Consider the following 17,938-nt stretch of genomic DNA (forward strand, 5'->3'; position numbering starts at 1 on the left):
GATCCGGCCAAAACCAATTTAAAACTCACTCGCTATAAATAGTACCTATTTCACCATTCAGGAATGGAACCTGTATCAGTTGATCTTCGGTCCAAGGGGTTAAGTAGCCAATCGAAATAACATTGGTTCCTAATTCACCTTCGCCCAAGCTATAGAAATTACTTTCGTGAACTTCTATCAGCTCTGGCGTAATAAACGACCATACATTTGAGCAATCCACTGTAGTATTGGACGGGATGATACCGCATGAATTAATGAAAGCAGTTACCTTATTGGTAATCTCATCACATACAGCTAGATTCGGCTCTATTAGTTTGGAAAACGCAGTAGTTTGACTTGCCAGAGGCCCTTCAGGGGTCCCCCTGATTACAACGTCAAAATCTCCCCCCAAATGAGGTATTGTTACTGACGCTTGCCATACCTTCGATCTACCTTTAGCTTTTAAGGTTCCAAAAGGAAACAATTCAATTGTTTTGTTATACATATTTAACCTTAGAGCCTGACGCTGACCCCGTTATTGCCCCTGTTAGCACTTTCCTGACTCCGCGATGACCAGGAAAGACATGGGCGACTGCGTGTTTGGGTGGAGAGGCTCAACCAAGTCGATGATGGTGTAACCACAATCACGTAATACGGTGACCCACGAGCCGAGCGTGCGAAAGTACCAGGGCATGCGCTGCCATGAGCCTTTGAAGTTCCGGAAATCTTCTTCTCGCCAACCGTCACAATAAGCACCCTCCACCGACCAAGGATGTACAGTCTGGATCACCACTTTTCCTCGTGGAACAAGCAGTTGCCTGAGGGCTCGCAATAGCGCAGCAACGTCCTCATGGAGTATGGCAAAGTTAGCCGAGACAACATCGAAGCCGTTACCGATATGACTGCAGTCGTCGGCGAGGTCTGAATATGTGCAGACGTGAAATAGGCCGCCCCCCGCAGACCGAGCTGCATCAATTAACCTAGGTGAACCATCCACTCCAACGCAGTCAACACCTTGCCCGGCCAGCGCCCGAACCAGCCAACCTTCGCCACAGCCTAGGTCGAGCACTCGCCGTGGTTGTTGCGCGAGCACAGCGTTGATGATGGATTGGTCGGTTACGAGTCGGCGGCTTTCAATGCCGCCTTCACGTACGGTGGCTGTCCAGACGTCGGCATTCGCAATCCAGCTCTGCGCTAAATCGGTTGATTGATCAGAACGATTACTCATCCTAGAGTCCCTTCAGAGTTAGAAGACTTTCGGTACTAATGCTCGGCTCATGGCGACAGATTGATTATTCAAAAATCGATCTGACCCCTTTAACTGCCCCCATACCTCGTATCTTACCGAGTTGGCCGCTTTTCAATTCAGATCGGTGGAAGTTGCGGGTTTTCCTGTGGTTGAGGGTAAGCCACCGCCCGTCATTATCGTGGGGAGTCATATCAACGCTGATGGTAACCGGAGCGCAGCGGAGGGAACCAAAAGCGGTTGGCTTTTGGCGTCCGGTTGACCGCCTGATTACATGGTGATTCGGTAGTATCGGCCATGCTCTCCATCCTGAGCACCATTGTGCGTGGCCTGCCATCCCAATTTTTGAGCTACTCTTTGGCTAGCCACATTGTCATCCGCGATGAAAACCTGAACGGTATCGAAATCGATCTCGGAGGATAGCCTTTCAACTGCCAACTCGCATGCCTTGGCAGCTATGCCGTTGCCCCAAAACTCCGATCTGATGAAATAGCCGAAATCCGGAACACCATCTATCTGTTTAATGCCGCAGAACCCGATGAACTCGTCAGTATCAGAGTTGGCTACAGCGAAGCGGGTCGGGTTAGTAAGCGCACTCTCAAACCACGAATCTGCCTCATCTTCAGCCAGGGCGCGACGAGGCCCAAGAAACCGCATTACCTGCGGGTCTCGAAGCATAGAAATGACAGCCTCTTTATCTTGGTGACGAAGATTCCTCAGTTTCACCGAAATCATAGGCCTGGTTATGTTTCGTTTTCTGGTAATTCGAGCTGCCTCTCACTCCGCCAGACTCGGATGAGCACAACCTCTTTAGCCTGCCTGAGGTAGACAACACGAAATGGCGCGTGAATCAATTCGCGAATATGATCCAGGTTGAATTCAGGAACAACTCGGCCAGCATCAGGGTGGATTTGAGGCATTCCATAATGCTCCAGGATAGCAGCCACGAAATCATCACCGATATGTGGCACATCCTGCTCTCTGTAATGCTCCTGAATAGCCTTTAAGTCTTCAAGAGCGGACTGTGCGATGCGTAATTCCATTTACTTGATGCCCAACGTTTTCTTGGCGTCCTCCAACGATACGGTGTTGCCCTCGCGAACATCCATAAGCCCCTGCGCCACTGCCTTTACAAACTGCAATTCCTCTACGGTTCTCTCATAATCCTCGAGCCCCTGAACAACAGCTATGCCGCGGCCACGACTGGTAAGCAGGATTGGGCGATGCGTATCCTGCGCTCGACCAATCACCTTTCCGGGATTGATCTTCAGGTCTGATAAAGGAATGACATCCTCGGAAAATTTCACTTGCATAGTGATTACCTGGCCAACGATTTGGTGCCATTAATAGCACCTGTTAACAGGTGCGGTCAAGAAACACAACGCCCCAAAAAGGGGCGAGCAAAACAACGTGTAGCTTGTCCCTGCTGCTTTGGCTTGTATGGACAATCCCTTCCGTGTTCTGGGTAAATTGAGGCCCACCCCCAGTGGCCGCTGGGGGCCTTCATGAAGCAGCTCGATGCATGGCCGGCTCCTCTAACGAGAGACCGATAACAAGCGCGTAGCGTTGCATGACTCTCAAGCGATAACTCGAACAGTCATCGGGGCCTCGAGCCCTAATAGCAAGGCAGAGTCAGCTGATTATGAACAACACGGAAGTCCAAACCCCAACAGCGAAGCCCACATCCGCAGGTTCGTCAGAATCCTCAAGGGCTACGCCGTCGAACACCCTCTGGTTCAAGCCTGTCATCAGGCTGGCCTACCCATTATTGTTGCCAACCCCATCAGCGTCAGACGCTATGCGCAAGCGATCGGTGTCCTCGCCAAAACTTGACCGTATCGATGCCCAGGTCATTGCCCGGTATGCCGCCACACTCAAGCCAGAGTTCAAACCAATACCCGAAAAAACATCCCAAAACGCTCCACCGTTCCATCAACAGCATGCTCAGGATGTTAAAAAGCCAGATCGAAATGATTACCCGGCAGATCGATCAGGAGGTCGCCAAAGTCGATCACTGGCGCACCAAAACTGAGATCCTGACCAGTGTCCCTGGTGTTGGGAAAGTTCTTGCCTACACGCTCCTCAGTGAACTCCCAGAACTCGGTTCACTCAACCGAAAAGAGATTGCCGCTCTGGTTGGTGTTGCCCCCATCAATCGGGACAGTGGCAAGCTTAACGGCAAACGGCAAACGGCAAACGGCAAACGGCGAATACGAGGTGGCCGCCATAGGGTTCGCACTGTCATGTTCATGGCCATGCTTTCTTCTATTCAGTGCAACCCCATATTCAAACGCTTTTACGAACGCCTTAAAGCCCAAGGGAAGATCCCCAAAGTAGCCCTCATTGCCTGCATGAGGAAGATGATTGTGGTGCTCAATACCATGATGAAAAACCAGGAACCGTGGCGGGAAAACTTGGCTTAAATATAGTGTTTGACACCACAGTCACTTGTTAGCTCTACTAGCAATGACTAGACCTTTGCAATTGATTTAGCACATCCATAGCTAGTTCCTCATCCCTATCAAAACTACTATTCAAGAATTCTTGGTGTCTTGGTTCACTCAGCCCATGAAGACACGCAAACTCTCTAATAAAGCTATTTTTTGATTTCATGAGATCTTTCATGCCAATTGATGAAACTAGTTGAATTAACTCTGTATTTGTTGCTTTGTAATTATGCTGGATACCGTTAATTACTAAAACTGCCAAAGATTGTTCTGTGACAGGAGATAAATCAATATCACTATCAATCCTAACAGGCTCACCTCCTTCAGCACGAACAAGTTGAGCAGCAGAATGCGTGGCATTTACTCCCATAGATAAAACATGAGTAAAGTCCCTGGATGAAACGGCTTCCATAGTTTTAGCTATCAAATACATGTCAGGCCTATTTTTTAATATTTCACCCATTTCACCTAAATACTCTCTGCTAGATAAATACAGTAGCCTTCCAGACAAGTATCTAAGCTTTGGTGTCATTCTTTTTTCTGTATATGGTGACGATGAGTAATCTACCGTCAGCAAATCTGCTAATCTTGCAGAGAAAGACTCCTCGCACTTCTTTGCTTGGGCTAGCAAGCCATTTAGAGTTATTGACTTTACAGACTTAGTTGCCCACTTATACTTACGCACCCAATTTTGAAATTTCTGTAAATAATTTGAATCTTTAACGGCATCGGAATAATCAACAATAGGAATTCGAATGTTGTTTTTCTGGAAAATTTGTTGTAACGCATCCTTTTTTGATGGGTTTGCTAGCAAAAATCTCTTTACATCACTTATTAAGGAAACCCAATCATTCCCAATAGAGTTATCAAAATCAAACTCCCCCTCGAGCCATTCTTCACATGACACTTGAAAATCTTTATCTCCATCATGAAGTACTAGGTTGAGTTCATTAAATTTCACCTCAAGCCTTTCTCTCCACGAAGAAACTTGCTCAGCAGTTCCCACAAAAACAACATCGTCAACATAACGCCAGTAGTTTCCATTTGAAACCTCATTCATTTCCTGATCAATACGATCAAGTAATAAATTAGCGATCAGATGACTAAACGTCGGGCCAGTTAGTAAACCCTTTCCAGTTCCATCCTGCTCGGAGACCTTCATGTGATTTTGAAGTATTCTAAGGCCAAGCCGTTCGTAATTTTTATTTAATTCAGATTTTTGACACGCTTCTTTCCAAGCAGACACAGCATCTGCTGAAGTTATGCTTGGATAAAATTTTTTAATATCAGTATATAGGACTAATCCATTTTCAGTTTTCCAACACGAATCTGATATAGACTTGTGCCTTTCTCTGAAGCCATCAAAGTATGGCTTAAATACACCACTTTTTTCTTTCTCAGAAGATAACCGATAGCTATAAACATATGGTTTTGGGATGAAAACTTCATGCTTAGAAAGTTCATTAATTAACGCCACTTCAGCCAAAGCTTCGCTAGGTGCTGGGACATATATATCCCTGTGTATAAAATCACCTTCAGAAATATCTTTAAAATGATACATCCTTAGATACCCAAAACTCTCATTATGAGTCGCTAGCCTAGTACAGACTTCTTTAACCCAGCGGTTTTGCCGTCCAACTGAACTTTCTAAATAGTACCGAAGTGCAAGGTATGGAAATATATCCCTTCTGCGATATTGATTAAGGGCTTTGACAGCAAGTTCATTACTCATTCTTGAACCTCAACAGGAAGATCAAATCTCATAACAGTCAATCTTACAGGGAAGGTTCCTTCTTTAATTGGTTGCTTACACATAACCTCTGTCTGCGCATACCAACTAGAATCTTCTAATCCTGCTTGGCTTCCTATCAAGTTTATAAATGATTCTTTGAGCCACTTAATAGCTCTAGCAAAGAAAGTAACTACATTTTTTCTTTGAGGCTCAATCCAAATGGCAGTACTCATAGAGTCTCTGCTATGTAAGAAAATATCATCAAATTGGGGCTTGGCTTTTTTCCAGTTGCCAGAGCTCTCAAGGAAACCTGTAAAATTAGTAAGCAAGAGCATCCTTGCATGACAATCATGACTTAAAAGAGTCATTCGCTTAATTAAATCAACCGTACTTACCTTGCTTAATGTGTCCCACTTCAGTATTTCAAATTTTATCCATATTGCTTGATCTTCAAGCTTCTCTTTCAAATCCTCTAGCTGTTTTTGTAAATACCCTCTGGCAGTCTCAGATATCTCTCCAGCTATAATTTTAATTTCTAACGGATGGCGTGGAAGGACGTTACTTTTTCTAAGTTCATAAAGGGTACAAAGTATACTGATTATTGCAGCACCAGAACCACTTGGGAGATCGGCGACAAAAACCCTATTTCCTGCAAATATTGAAGCATAAGCATCAGAAACATCTGCCAGTTTTGCCTTAGGATCTAATAATGACAAAATTACTCGCGCGCACGACCCATTATAACGCCAAGCAAGATGTTTATCGGTATCCTCTTTCGATATACCACCTTCAAAACCCTCAGGAGCCTTTTCCTTAGCTAGATCCATAAGTGAATTTTCATTCAACAGTCCTTTCCATAGGTCGACAAGCTGATTTGGTAGTAAAATATTTTCTGACTTATTACACCATAAGCTGTCTGGCAGATTTTCCGTCTTTATAAATCTATTTTTCAAGTATCTACCCTTGTTCATCCTGACAAGATCACTAGCTACGACCAGTCGATCAAGCCATTTCAGAGAGCTAACGCCGAGGCTCAGCCGCCGCTTTAGCGGTCGGCTGGAGCGACTTGTTGGGCACAATAGACTGCTCGACCAGTGTCACTCTAAAGCGCCTTGAGTTCCTGTAGACGAAAATTGCTTCTCAATCTTATGTCGGGTGCCGTAATGACACTTATACTCAATATGCCCATCAATTTTTTTAACAAGTGCTTTGGCCAATTCACGCGCTTCCATGAAAGTGAGGCCCTCTTTAGGAAAGCTAACTTCCAAAAGTGTTTTTTCTTCTCCTTTATCTAGCGCGTGGCCCTTATACAGATATCCCGCCCTACAGTGAGCTTTCCCTTTCGCTGGCGTGCATTTATTAACCAACTTGACCCATTCTTCAAATACAGTGTGGGGGTCAAGATCATCCGTTCCTTCGAAAGAAATTGCATACTTGGTGATGATTGCAGGGCCTAACCCGACGTTTTTCGCTCTTAACTGATAGGTGTAATTTCCGTCTAGCGACGTATTGTTAAACTGGCTATCAAAAATCAAGTGTGGCCGAACAAGCAGCCGGTTATGCCGACGTACTGCATAAGAATGATACAAAGTTGCACACAAACCGACCGATGCGACAAAGAACGTCAACGATGTGCCTAGCGGCAACCCCCAACCAAGTTCCAACGATTGGCCAGTAACGAAGCCCAGTATAAAAACGAGTAACACTACCAAAAAGGCCGGTCCCGCAATGACAGACTGCAAAGATTGACTCCTACTTGATGATTATCTCGGCGACGCCCAACGCCAGCCAGCTTTCGCGGCTTTGACATGAGGGCGAAACCGCAATGTCGAAGCCGTCGCCGTGACTGGCTTTGTTGGGCGGCCCCTTCGCTTAGACATAGAACTGCGAAAAGTAGTCAATTACCTCTGCAGCCTGTGTCCCTTTCCGAAAACGTCGTTGCTCATCGAAATCAAGCGAGGGAAACATATGTATGATCTGCTCATCCTTATATAGATCTAATAATGCATCTGGCTCTAAGCCTCCAGCTTTCTGGCCCCTCAAGATTTTTGTCACTTCAATGGCTGCACCGATCATAACGTCCGCCAACTGGACAGCCGGACTGTCCTTTGAATCGACTTGAGTGACTGACGTGAGCTTGAGCGGGAATTTAATACTTGCGATTTCTGACTGCCGAAACTCAATCTGGTCGTTATGATTGATGTAGCGCTCCAATAAGTTGTGGTAAGTGGCCAGGTTTTTTGATTGATCGTGCTCAACCCGATATGGCCCATCCGCCATAACCTCCATTCGGCTTATCAGGGATTGAAGAACGACCAAGGCAGCATCAGTGCTGACACCAGGTGTTGCTATCGCCGATAAGCACTCCGGAGCTCCATAACCCGCCAGAGGCCCTAGGGCTTCTGGTAGCTGATTCCACGTTGTCTTGCGTGCCGCTGTGACAAGATCTTCCAGAGCTTTCTTGGTCTTCTCCTTCATTGCAGCTTGAAAGGCGGCCAACAGAGCATCGAACGCCCCCTTGCCCAAAAGGGTGGGGCCAGCAAAATATAGCAGGGACGCTAGCGAGTAGTTCTGGCCATCCGCATAGAAATCGACCCCTCTCTCGAAGTAAAACGGCTCGACTGCATAGTCCAAGAACATCAGCAACAGCAGAAAGCGCTTGTCACAGACATAGGTCACACACTTGTAGTTAGCATGGATATCACCAAGCAAAGCGAGCAGTCTTGGGTGGTTCTTTGGCCGACGGGACAGCGCTTGGTACTTGAGCTCAGTCGCCTGCAAGCTGGGAAAGTGCTCCTTGATCAATCGCTCGGCTTCTTGATCGCTTATGGAAACGGCTGCTGCCCCTTGGAAGGGTTGCTCAGAGTTTAATAGGTCGAATCCTGTATAACCGCTCTCATCAATCCGGAAGCATTCCATGAAAGACCTCTTGTTTAGAACGGTGGCAAATCTTTAGATCAGCACCTCAGGCAATACCTACGCAATAATTTTATCTCTATGACTGGATTTAGTCATACAGATCTTGAACAATCATGCCGCCCAACGCCGCTATCACGCGCTTGTCGCGTGCATAGCTTTGTTGGGTTTTTTTGCTAAGTTGTTCGGGTTTGGAATTCCCAGATTATCATAGTGCGACTGAACTAAGGGAGTAATCACCTTTTCTATATAGGCATCAAAAATTTCGCTGGGCATACTATCTAGCTTATTTTTCAATCTATTTACAGTTGCCTTTGTTGCTTTTTTATTTCGATAACCTGATGAGGAGGCCAGAACAATTAAATCAGATTCCAATTCCTCAAGGGATTCGCTTAGCATGAAGTCTTGCGCGTTCTCTAAAGCTTCCAAATCTCCCTCATTCATGGGAGCCTCTGAGGCCAGCTTATCAAGAGCCCCAAGGAACTGAATCAGCATCTGATTACGATTAAGATTGAAGGCAAGCAAAGGGTAAATTTTTGCTAACTCAATCACTGATTTCTGATACTTATCAATAAAACGGCTATCAAATCTGCTTTCTTCCATGCCAGTAAGCAAAGGTAATGCTTTTACCATTCCATCTTTAATGGAATCCTCTTCTTTTTTGCCAATATTCTCATATGGAAAGTTAGCCTTAATCCGACTAATAAGCATTGAATGAAATTTGTCAGAGCCAATGACTCTAATCATAGCAATTAGAGACCAAACTTCGAGAAGCTGAAAAAGGGCTTCGTTTATCTTTTCTCTAACTTCTTTTCTGTTTTTTAAGTAGAAACTTGCGGCGCTTATCGCACCGCCGAGCAGAGCGCCGATTACTACCGCGACTATTTTTACGTCCATAGCAATTTATCCATAAAAACCTAACGCCAAAATTTAGCGGCAGCCTTTACGCAGCGAAGCGGAGAAAAGGCTGTCCGGTGGAGGCCTTTCATGGCCGTAACGAACTGCATGACTTCTTGGGTGTCATTTGGCCTCAGCTCCGCGCGCGGATCGAGATATAGCGCCCGCAAAGAAGGCACCAGCTAGTGATGTGTAAGCTTCTAGCACTTCCCTCTCTCCGTTAGGAACTCCACCTTCGTCCTTGGATACTTTCCGCAAAAATTCTCGGAGAGGCAGCAGGTCATCCATCGACAGGGTCGCAGAAATGTTGTGAGCAAATTTGTTTCGGAGTTTATTCAGGTGCTTAAGCGACGGCACTGGATTCCAGGGCTCTGGAAATTGTTCACCCGATAACAAAGATAATTTTTGGCCAAACGTCAGTTTTGCTTTTCCCCATGAAAAGGGTCGGTCGGAGTAACCTTGAAGAAAGTGGTCAACGTAATGCTCCAAAATCAAGTGGCACGAAAGGAAGTAGCCGAGTAACTCATAATCGATATTGTCCAGGCGCTTCCAAGTAACACCTCCTCCCTCAACACTCTCAACTAAAGGTGGAATCCTATGTTTCATATGACACCCAACGCCCGCATTTGCGGCTGGTTTGGAGCGCAGCGGAAAACCAGTCCGACAACATGCGTTTGTTACATGCTTTCTTCAAGACTTTGCCGCCTTTATCAATTTTCCTATTTTATCCATGCCGTCAAATGTTGATGGCAGGCTCCCATCATCAGTTACTATCCCTGAAAATACGATACTCTCGAATTTATCTAAAGAGCCTGTATCCTTTTTCTTCATTTCGATCGAATACTCTGAGTAGTTTTGAATAAATCGACAAAGAGTTTTTCTAAGATCTATCTGTAAAAGCTGTGATTTCACAGACTTATAATTAAACAAAAGAACTCGAAAGTAGTAGACGGAAATTGCAACCAAGGACACCGTTGGGAAAATTGAAACCAAAAGCCCGTCCTTAACAGCAGCAATATTATCTAGGTGCATGTAAACAAAGATCAGCTCTGCAACTATTGGGGATACTATCAGAACCGATAAGACCCGAAGCCAAAGCAATATCCCATCTCGCTCTTCTTTCTTTTCAGTCGAAAGCTCATCGAACCCTTGATACAAACCAACAAAATTGAACGCATTTTCATATTTTGACAAGGATTCTTTAAGTGAATTAACCCTAGCTTCTCTTTCCGACAGCTCAGAATCCCAATCATCTTTTAGCTTTTCTGCTTTAGCAGAAACCGCATTGAAATTTTTCAGGCTATCTATAGCGTCGCTATTGGCTATAGCCTTGAAAATATTAATTGGCATATCACGAATCGCATATTCGATTTGTTCTTTTGCGTTGTGTTCAAATGAATCAACGTTGTTAAAAACAAATCGTCTGGCTGCTTCAAACTCCATAGCCAAATCGTTTTTCATGGAAAGATATAGCTCGAACAGAAAGCGGAAGCACATCGAACAAATATCATCCAGCCTTTCCTTGGAGAGTTCTTTTTCTTCATCAGCCAGACGATTAATGAATTGGTCACCAATCCATTGAATGTTTATCTGACAAAGCTCATCCCATTGTTCGGGCTTATTTTCCATTGAGCCTATTACTAACCGAATCAGGCTATTCCTTTGTTTTTCAAAATCGTCGGCAGGAGCCAAGCCATCAACCTTGTGTTTGAACTTAGCTAGAACCGTTTTGCTTTGATTCGTATTAAAGAGTTCTGCCATGTGGCTCCCTATTTATGATGCATGTAACAGCGTATTAGATAGAACGCTTCATTATTCCAAAACGCGACGTCTCTATTATTACGCGTCGTTATTACGCAGAAATAGAGAATCCATGCCTAAAACTAACCCAACATTCAACAAGTTGCGATCAGGATTCGTCAATTTACGTAATATCACCGCGTAATAACGACGCGGTCAAGCGATTACATCTCACCCAAAACAAAAAGGCCCGGGAGCGTTCGCTTCCGGGCCTTCTGTTCAGCGCATCAGGTTGTACACCTTAGCCGCACTTGCTGTCTCCGCAGGAGAGGCAGGTGGCGCAGCCGTCCATCACGATCACCGCTTTGGTGCTGCACTTGCCGCACATGGTGGCGTTGGCTGGGTACTCGCTGGCGGAGCTGTCGTCGTTGGTGGCGGCTTTCTGGCTGGATTCGAATTCCGCACGCTTTTCCGCGAGGATGCGTTTGGTGGTTTCGCTCATTTCTTCGCTTTCCAGCAGGCCGATGGCTTTCAGGTGCTTCTCGATCACCGCGCCGATTTCCGCCACCAGGGAGGGCATGAACACGCCGCCTTTCTTGAAGTAGCCGCCGTTGGGGTCGTACACCGAGCGCAGCTCTTCCACCAGGAAGGTCAGGTCGCCACCCTTGCGGAATACCGCAGAGATAACGCGGGTGAGGGCGATAACCCACTGGAAGTGTTCCATCGACTTGGAGTTGATGAACACTTCATAGGGCTGACGGCTTTCGTGGTCAGTGTCTTCGTTGAGCAGGATGTCATTGATGGTGATGTACATCGCGTGCTCCGCCACTGGCGGTTTGATCTTGTAGGTGGTGCCCAACAGGAAGTCCGGACGCTCAATGGTCTCGTTCATCTTGACCGGCGTGGGGCTGTTGTCCTGTGCCGGGGCTTCCTGCTTGGCTTGCTCGTCGGCCTTGGTCACCCGGTAACCGACGATGTTCTTGGTGATTTTTACAGTCATGCTCGTAGTCCTGTGTCGGTTGTCCGGATTAGTACTTGCCGTAGGTGCCTTCTTTGAGGGCGTCAAACAGGTTGGCGGCTGTGTGGATTTCACCGTCGTATTCTACCTCTTCGTTGCCCTTCAGGGTTACCTTGCTGCCATCGTCCAGGGTGAATTCGTACAGGGTGTTCTCCAGGTCTTTCTCTTTAACCAGTACGCCCTGGAACGCTTCCGGGTTGAAGCGGAAGGTGGTGCAGCCTTTCAGGCCCTGTTCGTAGGCGTACATGTAGATGCCCTTGAAGTCCTGGTACGGGAAGTCCTGCGGTACGTTGGCGGTCTTGGAGATGGATGAATCCACCCATTTCTGCGCGGCGGCCTGGATGTCCACGTGCTGGGTCGGGGTGACGTCGTCAGAGGTGGTGAAGTAGCTGGGCAGCTTCTTGTCTTCCTCGTCGGAGAACGGCATGGCGTTCGGGTTCACCAGCTGGCGGTAGGCCAGCAGCTCGAACGAGAACACGTCGACCTTTTCTTTGGTCTTGCGGCCTTCACGGATGATGTTCCGGGAATAGTGGTGCGAGAAGCTCGGCTCAATGCCGTTACTGGCGTTGTTGGCCAGTGACAGGCTGATGGTGCCGGTCGGAGCGATGGAGGTGTGGTGGGTAAAACGGCCACCTTTCTCGGCCAGCTGCTCAACCAGTTCCGGCTCCATTTCGGCAATGCGCTGCATGTAGCGGCTGTACTTGGCGTGCAGGACACGGCCTTTAACGGTGTCGCCGAGCTTGAAGCCATCAGCCGCCAGTTCCGGACGCTGGGCCAGCATTTTCGGGGTAACTTCAAAGTCCTGGTCCATGATCGGCGCCGGGCCCTTTTCTTCAGCCAGGGCCAGGGACTGGCGCCAGCCTTCCACGGCCATTTCACGAACCACTTCTTCGGTGAACTGTACGGACTCGTCAGAACCGTACGGCATACGCAGCATGGCGAGGGTGGAGCCCAGGCCGAGGATGCCCATGCCGTGGCGGCGCTTGTGAGTGATCTCGTGACGCTGCTCCGGCAGGGGCAGGCCGTTGATCTCAACCACGTTGTCCAGCATGCGGGTGAAGGTGCCCACCACCTTGCGGTATTTTTCGTAGTTGAAGCTGGCTTTGTCGGTGAACGGATAGTCAACGAACTTGGTCAGGTTCACGGAGCCCAGCAGGCAGCTACCGTAAGGGGGCAGGGGCTGCTCACCGCAGGGGTTGGTGGCACGGATGTCCTCGCAGAACCAGTTGTTGTTCATCTGGTTGACCTTGTCGATCAGGATGAAACCTGGCTCGGCGTAGTCGTAGGTGGAGGTCATGATGGTGTCCCAGATCAGCTGCGCCTTCAGGGTGCGGTAGATCCGGCAGGCCACTTTGCCTTCGTCGTTCACAACGTAGCCTTCGGTGACCGGGAAGTCACGGTAAACGAAGCTGCTGGTGTCGGTCAGGTCGAGGCCTTCCTCGTCCACTTCTTTCTGGGTGACCGGGAACGACAGCTTCCAGTCGTCGCCGTTCTTGACGGCTTCGATGAAGTCTTCGGTGATCAGGAGGGACAGGTTGAACTGGCGCAGGCGGCCATCTTCACGCTTGGCCTGAATGAAATCGATGATGTCGGGGTGGTGAACATCAAAGGTGGCCATCTGGGCACCGCGGCGGCCACCGGCAGAGGACACGGTGAAGCACATGCGGTCGAAGATATCCATGAACGACAGCGGGCCGGAGGTGGTGGCACCCGCGCCAGCTACGTACGCGCCCTTGGGGCGCAGGGTGGAGAATTCATAACCGATACCGCAACCGGCTTTCAGGGTCAGGCCGGCTTCGTGGTTTTTCTCCAGGATGTCGTTCATGGAGTCGTCAATGGTGCCAGACACAGTACAGTTGATGGTGGACGTGGCTGGCTTGTGGGCTTCGGCACCGGCGTTGGAGGTGATGCGACCGGCCGGGATGGCCCCGTTCTGCAGAGCCCAGACGAATTCTTTCTGGTACTTGGCGCGAACGTTTTTGTTCTCAACCTGGGAAAGGGCTTCGGCAACACGCTGGTAGGTGGCTTCGATATTCTTATCAACAGGCTCGCCGGTCTTGGTCTTGAGCTGGTATTTGCTGCTCCAGATATCCAGCGAAGCGTCCTGCATCGGAATTGTTGTTATCACTGCCTGTGCCTTAGCGTTCATGTTTGCCCTCTGACTTCCCATATAGTGCTTACTTGAAGGCGGCCATACCCAACAGGAACTCCTGTCAGTATACGCCGCCTTACCCCTGAAACCTGTGTTGCCAAGTGTTCCGGCTGCTTTTTTATTAACCACTATATGTGGTGGTTATGATTTCGCCGTTGCCGGATTGCCGATGCTCTTTGGCTCTTAGCCTTTGGTCGAAAGGAAGCGGGTGCTCCCGATCGCCTGCGAATCGGCCAGTTTGGTCAATAATGACCCAACATCTTGGTGAATTTTCCGAAAGTATAACAGGATGTAGTGGTCTGTGAAGAAGAAGACGCCTATTAAACTTTCCGGCATCAGTTAGAAAATTCATTGAAAAACCACTTGAAAATCCGGGAGCCCGCACCTCGTCTGGGGTTGGGGTTAATGATGGTTTAACACAATATCTTGTGCCCAAAAAATAGTCGATATATGTGCGTAGAAGGTCGGTTTGAGTGATTCGGGGGCATGGCTATGTCAAGTGCGGGGTCGTGCTTATGGCATCACGCGGGGCGAGCAGAGGGTGTGGGAAGAGCGAGCAAAAAAGAGGGGGTGAGGGCAAGGGGTGTTTGGCCAGGAGGCGAGGCCTCCCGGCCAGTAGTGGGTCAGCCCAGCAACAGGCTGTCGTCGTCGATCTCGAGTCCGCGCTGTTTCTCGAAGAGGCCAAGCAGGTCTTTCACCTCAAGGCCTTCCCGTTCGGGGCCGGCGATATCAAACACCACCTGGCCCTGGTGCAGCATCACTGTGCGGCTGCCGACTTCCAGTGCCTGTTTCATGCTGTGGGTGACCATCAGTGCGGTGAGCTTCTGCTCCGCGATGATGTTCTGGGTCAGCTCAAGGACAAAGTCCGCAGTCTTGGGGTCCAGGGCAGCGGTGTGCTCGTCCAGCAGCAGAATGGCAGATGGCGTCAGGCTTGCCATCAGCAGGCTGACGGCCTGGCGCTGGCCACCGGAGAGCAGGCCCATTTTGTCGCCGAGGCGGTTTTCCAGTCCGAGCTTGAGGGTTGAGAGGCTGCTGCGGAACTGGTCCAGGTAACGAGCCTTAACGGCTGCGCCCAGTCCGCGGCGTTGACCACGCTTGATGGCCAGTGCCAGGTTTTCCTCAATGGTCAGCCCCTCACAGGTGCCGGCGAGGGGGTCCTGGAATACCCGTGCAACCCGGTGCGCCCGTTTGTGGGTGGGGAGCTTGGTGACGTCCTGGTTATCAACAATGATGGTGCCGCTGTCTACCATCACTTCGCCGGCAAGGGCGTTGAGGAAGGTAGATTTACCGGCGCCGTTACTGCCGATCACGGTGACGAATTCACCCTGGTTAACCGTCAGGCTCATTCCACGCAGGGCTGGGTTTTCAAGGGGTGTGCCTTTGCCGAAGGTCAGCTTGAGGTCGCTTGCACTGATCATGGTTAACCTCCGTTAGGCCTTGTTGCGGGACAGGCGGGAAACGAGCGAATTGCGCGCGCCCGGCAGGACAATCGCCAGGGTCACCAGAACCGCCGTAATCAGGTTCAGGTCCTGGGCCTGGAGCCCCATGAAATTGGCGTTCAAAGCGAACGCGATGGCCAGACGGTACAGGATGGCTCCCACAACGCAGGCGAGCAGGGCGCGGAATACGCTTGAGGGGGTGATCATTGCCTCACCACCAATCAACGACGCCAGGCCAATAACGATAACGCCAACACCCATGGTGACGTCAGCTGCGCCCTGACTTTGGGCGAACAGGGCTCCGGCCAGGCCGACCAGGCCGTTGGACAGGGCAACGCCAAGTACCACCATGGCGCCGGTGGCAATGCCCTGGGCACGGGCCATCCGGGCGTTGGCACCGGTGGCTCGCATGGCCAGCCCGGTTTCTGATTTCATAAAGCGCCACAACAGGAACAGGCAAACCACCGTTATGATCGCGAACAGCACCACCGGTACCAGGTGGTATTTCATGCCCAGGTCATACCAGGGCGTCAATACGGTTTCTTCGCCCAGCAGCGCCACGTTCGGACGTCCCATGATGCGCAGGTTAACCGAGTAGAGCGCGATCATGGTGAGAATGGACGCCAGCAGGTTCAGGATGTTGAGCTTGACGTTCAGCAGGGCGGTGACAGCCCCGGCGGCCATGCCAGCGAGGATGGCGGCGCCGGTGGCCAGCCACGGGTTGACGCCGTTGATGATCAAAATGGCGGCAACGGCAGCACCAAGCGGGAAGCTGCCGTCCACAGTCAGGTCTGGAAAGTCCAGCACCCGGAAAGAAAGGTAGATGCCGAAAGCGACAAGGCCGTAAATCAGGCCGGTTTCGATGGCGCCGTATAGAGCGATTTCACTGAGCATGGGTAGGTATTCGCTGTGAGGTGTTATTCGCTAAGAAATAGGTATTCGCTAAGAAACACTCATTGCTTAAAGAAAGAGGCGGACCGGCCCTCGTGAGGCCAGTCCGCAGTGTGTCTCACTGGTTATTGGAGACAACTTCCTGGGCAGAACCGATCAGGTCATCAGACAGGGTGATGCCCATGCGTTCTGCGGCTTCCGGGTTAACAAACAGGTTCAGGCTGTCAACGCTTTCAACCGGCATTTCACCGGGGTTGGCGCCTTCAAGAATGCGGGCAACCATGGCGCCGGTCTGGCGGCCGTGGTCGTAGTAGTCAAAGCCCAGGGCGGCAACGGCGCCGCGGCTAACGGTTGCGGTGTCAGCGGCAAAGACCGGGATTTTAGCGAGCTCGCCAACGGAAACCACGGCTTCAGCCGCGCTGACCACGGTGTTATCAGTGGTCAGGTAGATGGCGTCGGCTTTACCGACCAGTGAACGGGCAGCGCCGAGAACTTCAGAGGTTTTGGTGGCCGGTGCTTTTACCAGTTCCAGGCCGCGGGCGGCCAGGCGCTCTTCCAGCAGTTCAATCAGGGATACCGCATTGGCTTCGCCAGGGTTGTAGACCGTACCGATGCGACGGGCGTCTGGCATGATGCGCTGCAGCAGGTCGATATGACGCTCGATCGGCAGCATGTCGGTTACACCGGTGATGTTGGCGCCGGGCTGTTCAAGGCTGGCGACCAGTTTGGCGCCTACCGGGTCGGTCACGGCGGCAAAGACGACCGGCAGCTCACGGGCAGCTGCGGCAACGGTCTGGGCGGACGGAGTGGCAATGGCAACAATCACGTCGGGGCTTTCGCCAACAAACTTGCGGGCAATCTGGCTGGCAATGGCGGCGTTGCCTTGAGCGCTCTCGTGCATGATTTGCAGGTTGTCGCCGTCGGTGTAGCCGCGCTCACCCAATTCGTCCCGTACACCCTGGTAAACAGAATCAAGTGCCGGGTGTTCTACGATCTGGGTAATTGCTACTACTTTCTGGTCGGCCTGGGCCAGACCAGCTGCTGCCATTATCATCGCGCCGACTAGTGTGCGCAAAGTCCGCTTGGCCATACGCCGAGTCTCCTGGTGTTTGTTTTTTTGAGGAACGACCAACTAACGTCCGCGCTGTTGGAAGCGCACGCCCTTGGGGCGACTTAGGGGTTAATTTGGGGTTCCCAGGGTTATAAAGCGGGAAAGTTTATCACAGCAATTCGGGAATGGCTGTTGCTTGGTCGATCATTAGCCATCAGCAAGGGGTGGGGATTTTCCGTATAGACGAGTGGACGAATTTGTGTCGATCAGGCCAATATAGTTGTGATTGCGTCACGTTTTAACGTAATGGCCTGTGGTGAAATATACTACGAAAGTCGAAAGGGGCTGGAAGGGCAACGTTGGCTCGCCAGAATCCGCGGAAAGCATCTTATAAGAAAACACCCTACAGAATACCTATAAGCAGAATAAA

General features: G+C 49.9%; 18 protein-coding genes. 1 reads left to right on the plus strand and 17 read right to left on the minus strand.

Annotated elements, in window-relative coordinates:
• Window positions 1-25 precede the first annotated feature (25 nt).
• The 5 genes from BMZ67_RS18500 to BMZ67_RS08900 form a co-directional block, all read right to left on the minus strand.
• Window positions 26-484 (minus strand): hypothetical protein, encoded by a 459-nt coding sequence (locus BMZ67_RS18500; protein WP_139214350.1) that lies wholly within the window; start codon window positions 482-484, stop codon window positions 26-28.
• A gap of 42 nt (window positions 485-526) precedes the next feature.
• A complete protein-coding gene (locus BMZ67_RS08885; protein ID WP_092021737.1) occupies window positions 527-1,207 on the minus strand; it encodes a class I SAM-dependent methyltransferase in 681 nt (226 codons plus the stop codon).
• Window positions 1,208-1,495: 288 nt separating this feature from the next.
• Window positions 1,496-1,960, minus strand: a complete 465-nt coding sequence (locus BMZ67_RS08890; RefSeq protein ID WP_092021739.1) for a GNAT family N-acetyltransferase — start codon at window positions 1,958-1,960, stop codon at window positions 1,496-1,498.
• A gap of 8 nt (window positions 1,961-1,968) precedes the next feature.
• Window positions 1,969-2,268 (minus strand): type II toxin-antitoxin system RelE/ParE family toxin, encoded by a 300-nt coding sequence (locus BMZ67_RS08895; protein WP_092021741.1) that lies wholly within the window; start codon window positions 2,266-2,268, stop codon window positions 1,969-1,971.
• Complete coding sequence (locus tag BMZ67_RS08900; protein ID WP_092021742.1) at window positions 2,269-2,538, minus strand: type II toxin-antitoxin system Phd/YefM family antitoxin; 270 nt, start codon at window positions 2,536-2,538, stop codon at window positions 2,269-2,271.
• 549 nt (window positions 2,539-3,087) lie between these two features.
• Here BMZ67_RS08900 and BMZ67_RS18680 point away from each other — a divergent pair.
• Window positions 3,088-3,648 (plus strand): transposase, encoded by a 561-nt coding sequence (locus tag BMZ67_RS18680; RefSeq protein WP_245749937.1) that lies wholly within the window; start codon window positions 3,088-3,090, stop codon window positions 3,646-3,648.
• Window positions 3,649-3,685: 37 nt separating this feature from the next.
• Here the strand turns inward: BMZ67_RS18680 and BMZ67_RS18505 are convergent, their stop codons facing one another.
• The 12 genes from BMZ67_RS18505 to BMZ67_RS08955 all read right to left on the minus strand — a co-directional run bounded on the left by BMZ67_RS18505 (window position 3,686) and on the right by BMZ67_RS08955 (window position 17,547).
• Window positions 3,686-5,404 carry an RNA-directed DNA polymerase gene (locus tag BMZ67_RS18505; protein WP_139214351.1) on the minus strand — a complete coding sequence of 573 codons (1,719 nt, stop codon included), beginning with the start codon at window positions 5,402-5,404 and terminating at the stop codon, window positions 3,686-3,688.
• A complete protein-coding gene (locus tag BMZ67_RS08910; RefSeq protein WP_139214352.1) occupies window positions 5,401-6,357 on the minus strand; it encodes a hypothetical protein in 957 nt (318 codons plus the stop codon). Before BMZ67_RS08910 ends, BMZ67_RS18505 begins: the two co-directional genes overlap by 4 nt.
• 144 nt (window positions 6,358-6,501) lie before the next feature.
• Window positions 6,502-7,146: a hypothetical protein gene (locus BMZ67_RS08915; protein WP_092021745.1), complete on the minus strand. Its 645-nt coding sequence runs from the start codon at window positions 7,144-7,146 to the stop codon at window positions 6,502-6,504.
• 130 nt (window positions 7,147-7,276) lie between these two features.
• Entirely contained in the window at window positions 7,277-8,323 is a 1,047-nt protein-coding gene (locus BMZ67_RS08920) for a DUF3800 domain-containing protein (protein ID WP_092021747.1), read from the minus strand.
• 132 nt (window positions 8,324-8,455) lie between these two features.
• Entirely contained in the window at window positions 8,456-9,217 is a 762-nt protein-coding gene (locus BMZ67_RS08925; RefSeq protein ID WP_092021749.1) for a hypothetical protein, read from the minus strand.
• 123 nt (window positions 9,218-9,340) lie between these two features.
• On the minus strand, window positions 9,341-9,823 hold the full coding sequence (locus tag BMZ67_RS18510; RefSeq protein ID WP_139214353.1) for a hypothetical protein: 483 nt from the start codon (window positions 9,821-9,823) through the stop codon (window positions 9,341-9,343).
• Between the two features lie 84 nt (window positions 9,824-9,907).
• Window positions 9,908-10,978 (minus strand): hypothetical protein, encoded by a 1,071-nt coding sequence (locus BMZ67_RS08930; protein ID WP_092021751.1) that lies wholly within the window; start codon window positions 10,976-10,978, stop codon window positions 9,908-9,910.
• A gap of 280 nt (window positions 10,979-11,258) precedes the next feature.
• The gene (locus BMZ67_RS08935) at window positions 11,259-11,957 is read right to left on the minus strand and encodes a TSCPD domain-containing protein (RefSeq protein WP_092021753.1); all 699 of its coding nucleotides are present in this window, start codon (window positions 11,955-11,957) and stop codon (window positions 11,259-11,261) included.
• 28 nt (window positions 11,958-11,985) lie between these two features.
• A complete protein-coding gene (locus BMZ67_RS08940; protein ID WP_092021755.1) occupies window positions 11,986-14,124 on the minus strand; it encodes an adenosylcobalamin-dependent ribonucleoside-diphosphate reductase in 2,139 nt (712 codons plus the stop codon).
• A gap of 626 nt (window positions 14,125-14,750) precedes the next feature.
• Window positions 14,751-15,545 (minus strand): ABC transporter ATP-binding protein, encoded by a 795-nt coding sequence (locus BMZ67_RS08945; RefSeq protein ID WP_092021757.1) that lies wholly within the window; start codon window positions 15,543-15,545, stop codon window positions 14,751-14,753.
• A gap of 12 nt (window positions 15,546-15,557) precedes the next feature.
• Window positions 15,558-16,460 carry an ABC transporter permease gene (locus tag BMZ67_RS08950; protein WP_092021759.1) on the minus strand — a complete coding sequence of 301 codons (903 nt, stop codon included), beginning with the start codon at window positions 16,458-16,460 and terminating at the stop codon, window positions 15,558-15,560.
• A 115-nt stretch (window positions 16,461-16,575) separates the two neighbouring features.
• On the minus strand, window positions 16,576-17,547 hold the full coding sequence (locus BMZ67_RS08955; protein WP_092021761.1) for an ABC transporter substrate-binding protein: 972 nt from the start codon (window positions 17,545-17,547) through the stop codon (window positions 16,576-16,578).
• Window positions 17,548-17,938 lie beyond the last annotated feature (391 nt).

This window comes from Marinobacter zhejiangensis (genome assembly GCF_900114775.1).
In the GTDB taxonomy this organism is placed as follows: domain Bacteria; phylum Pseudomonadota; class Gammaproteobacteria; order Pseudomonadales; family Oleiphilaceae; genus Marinobacter; species Marinobacter zhejiangensis.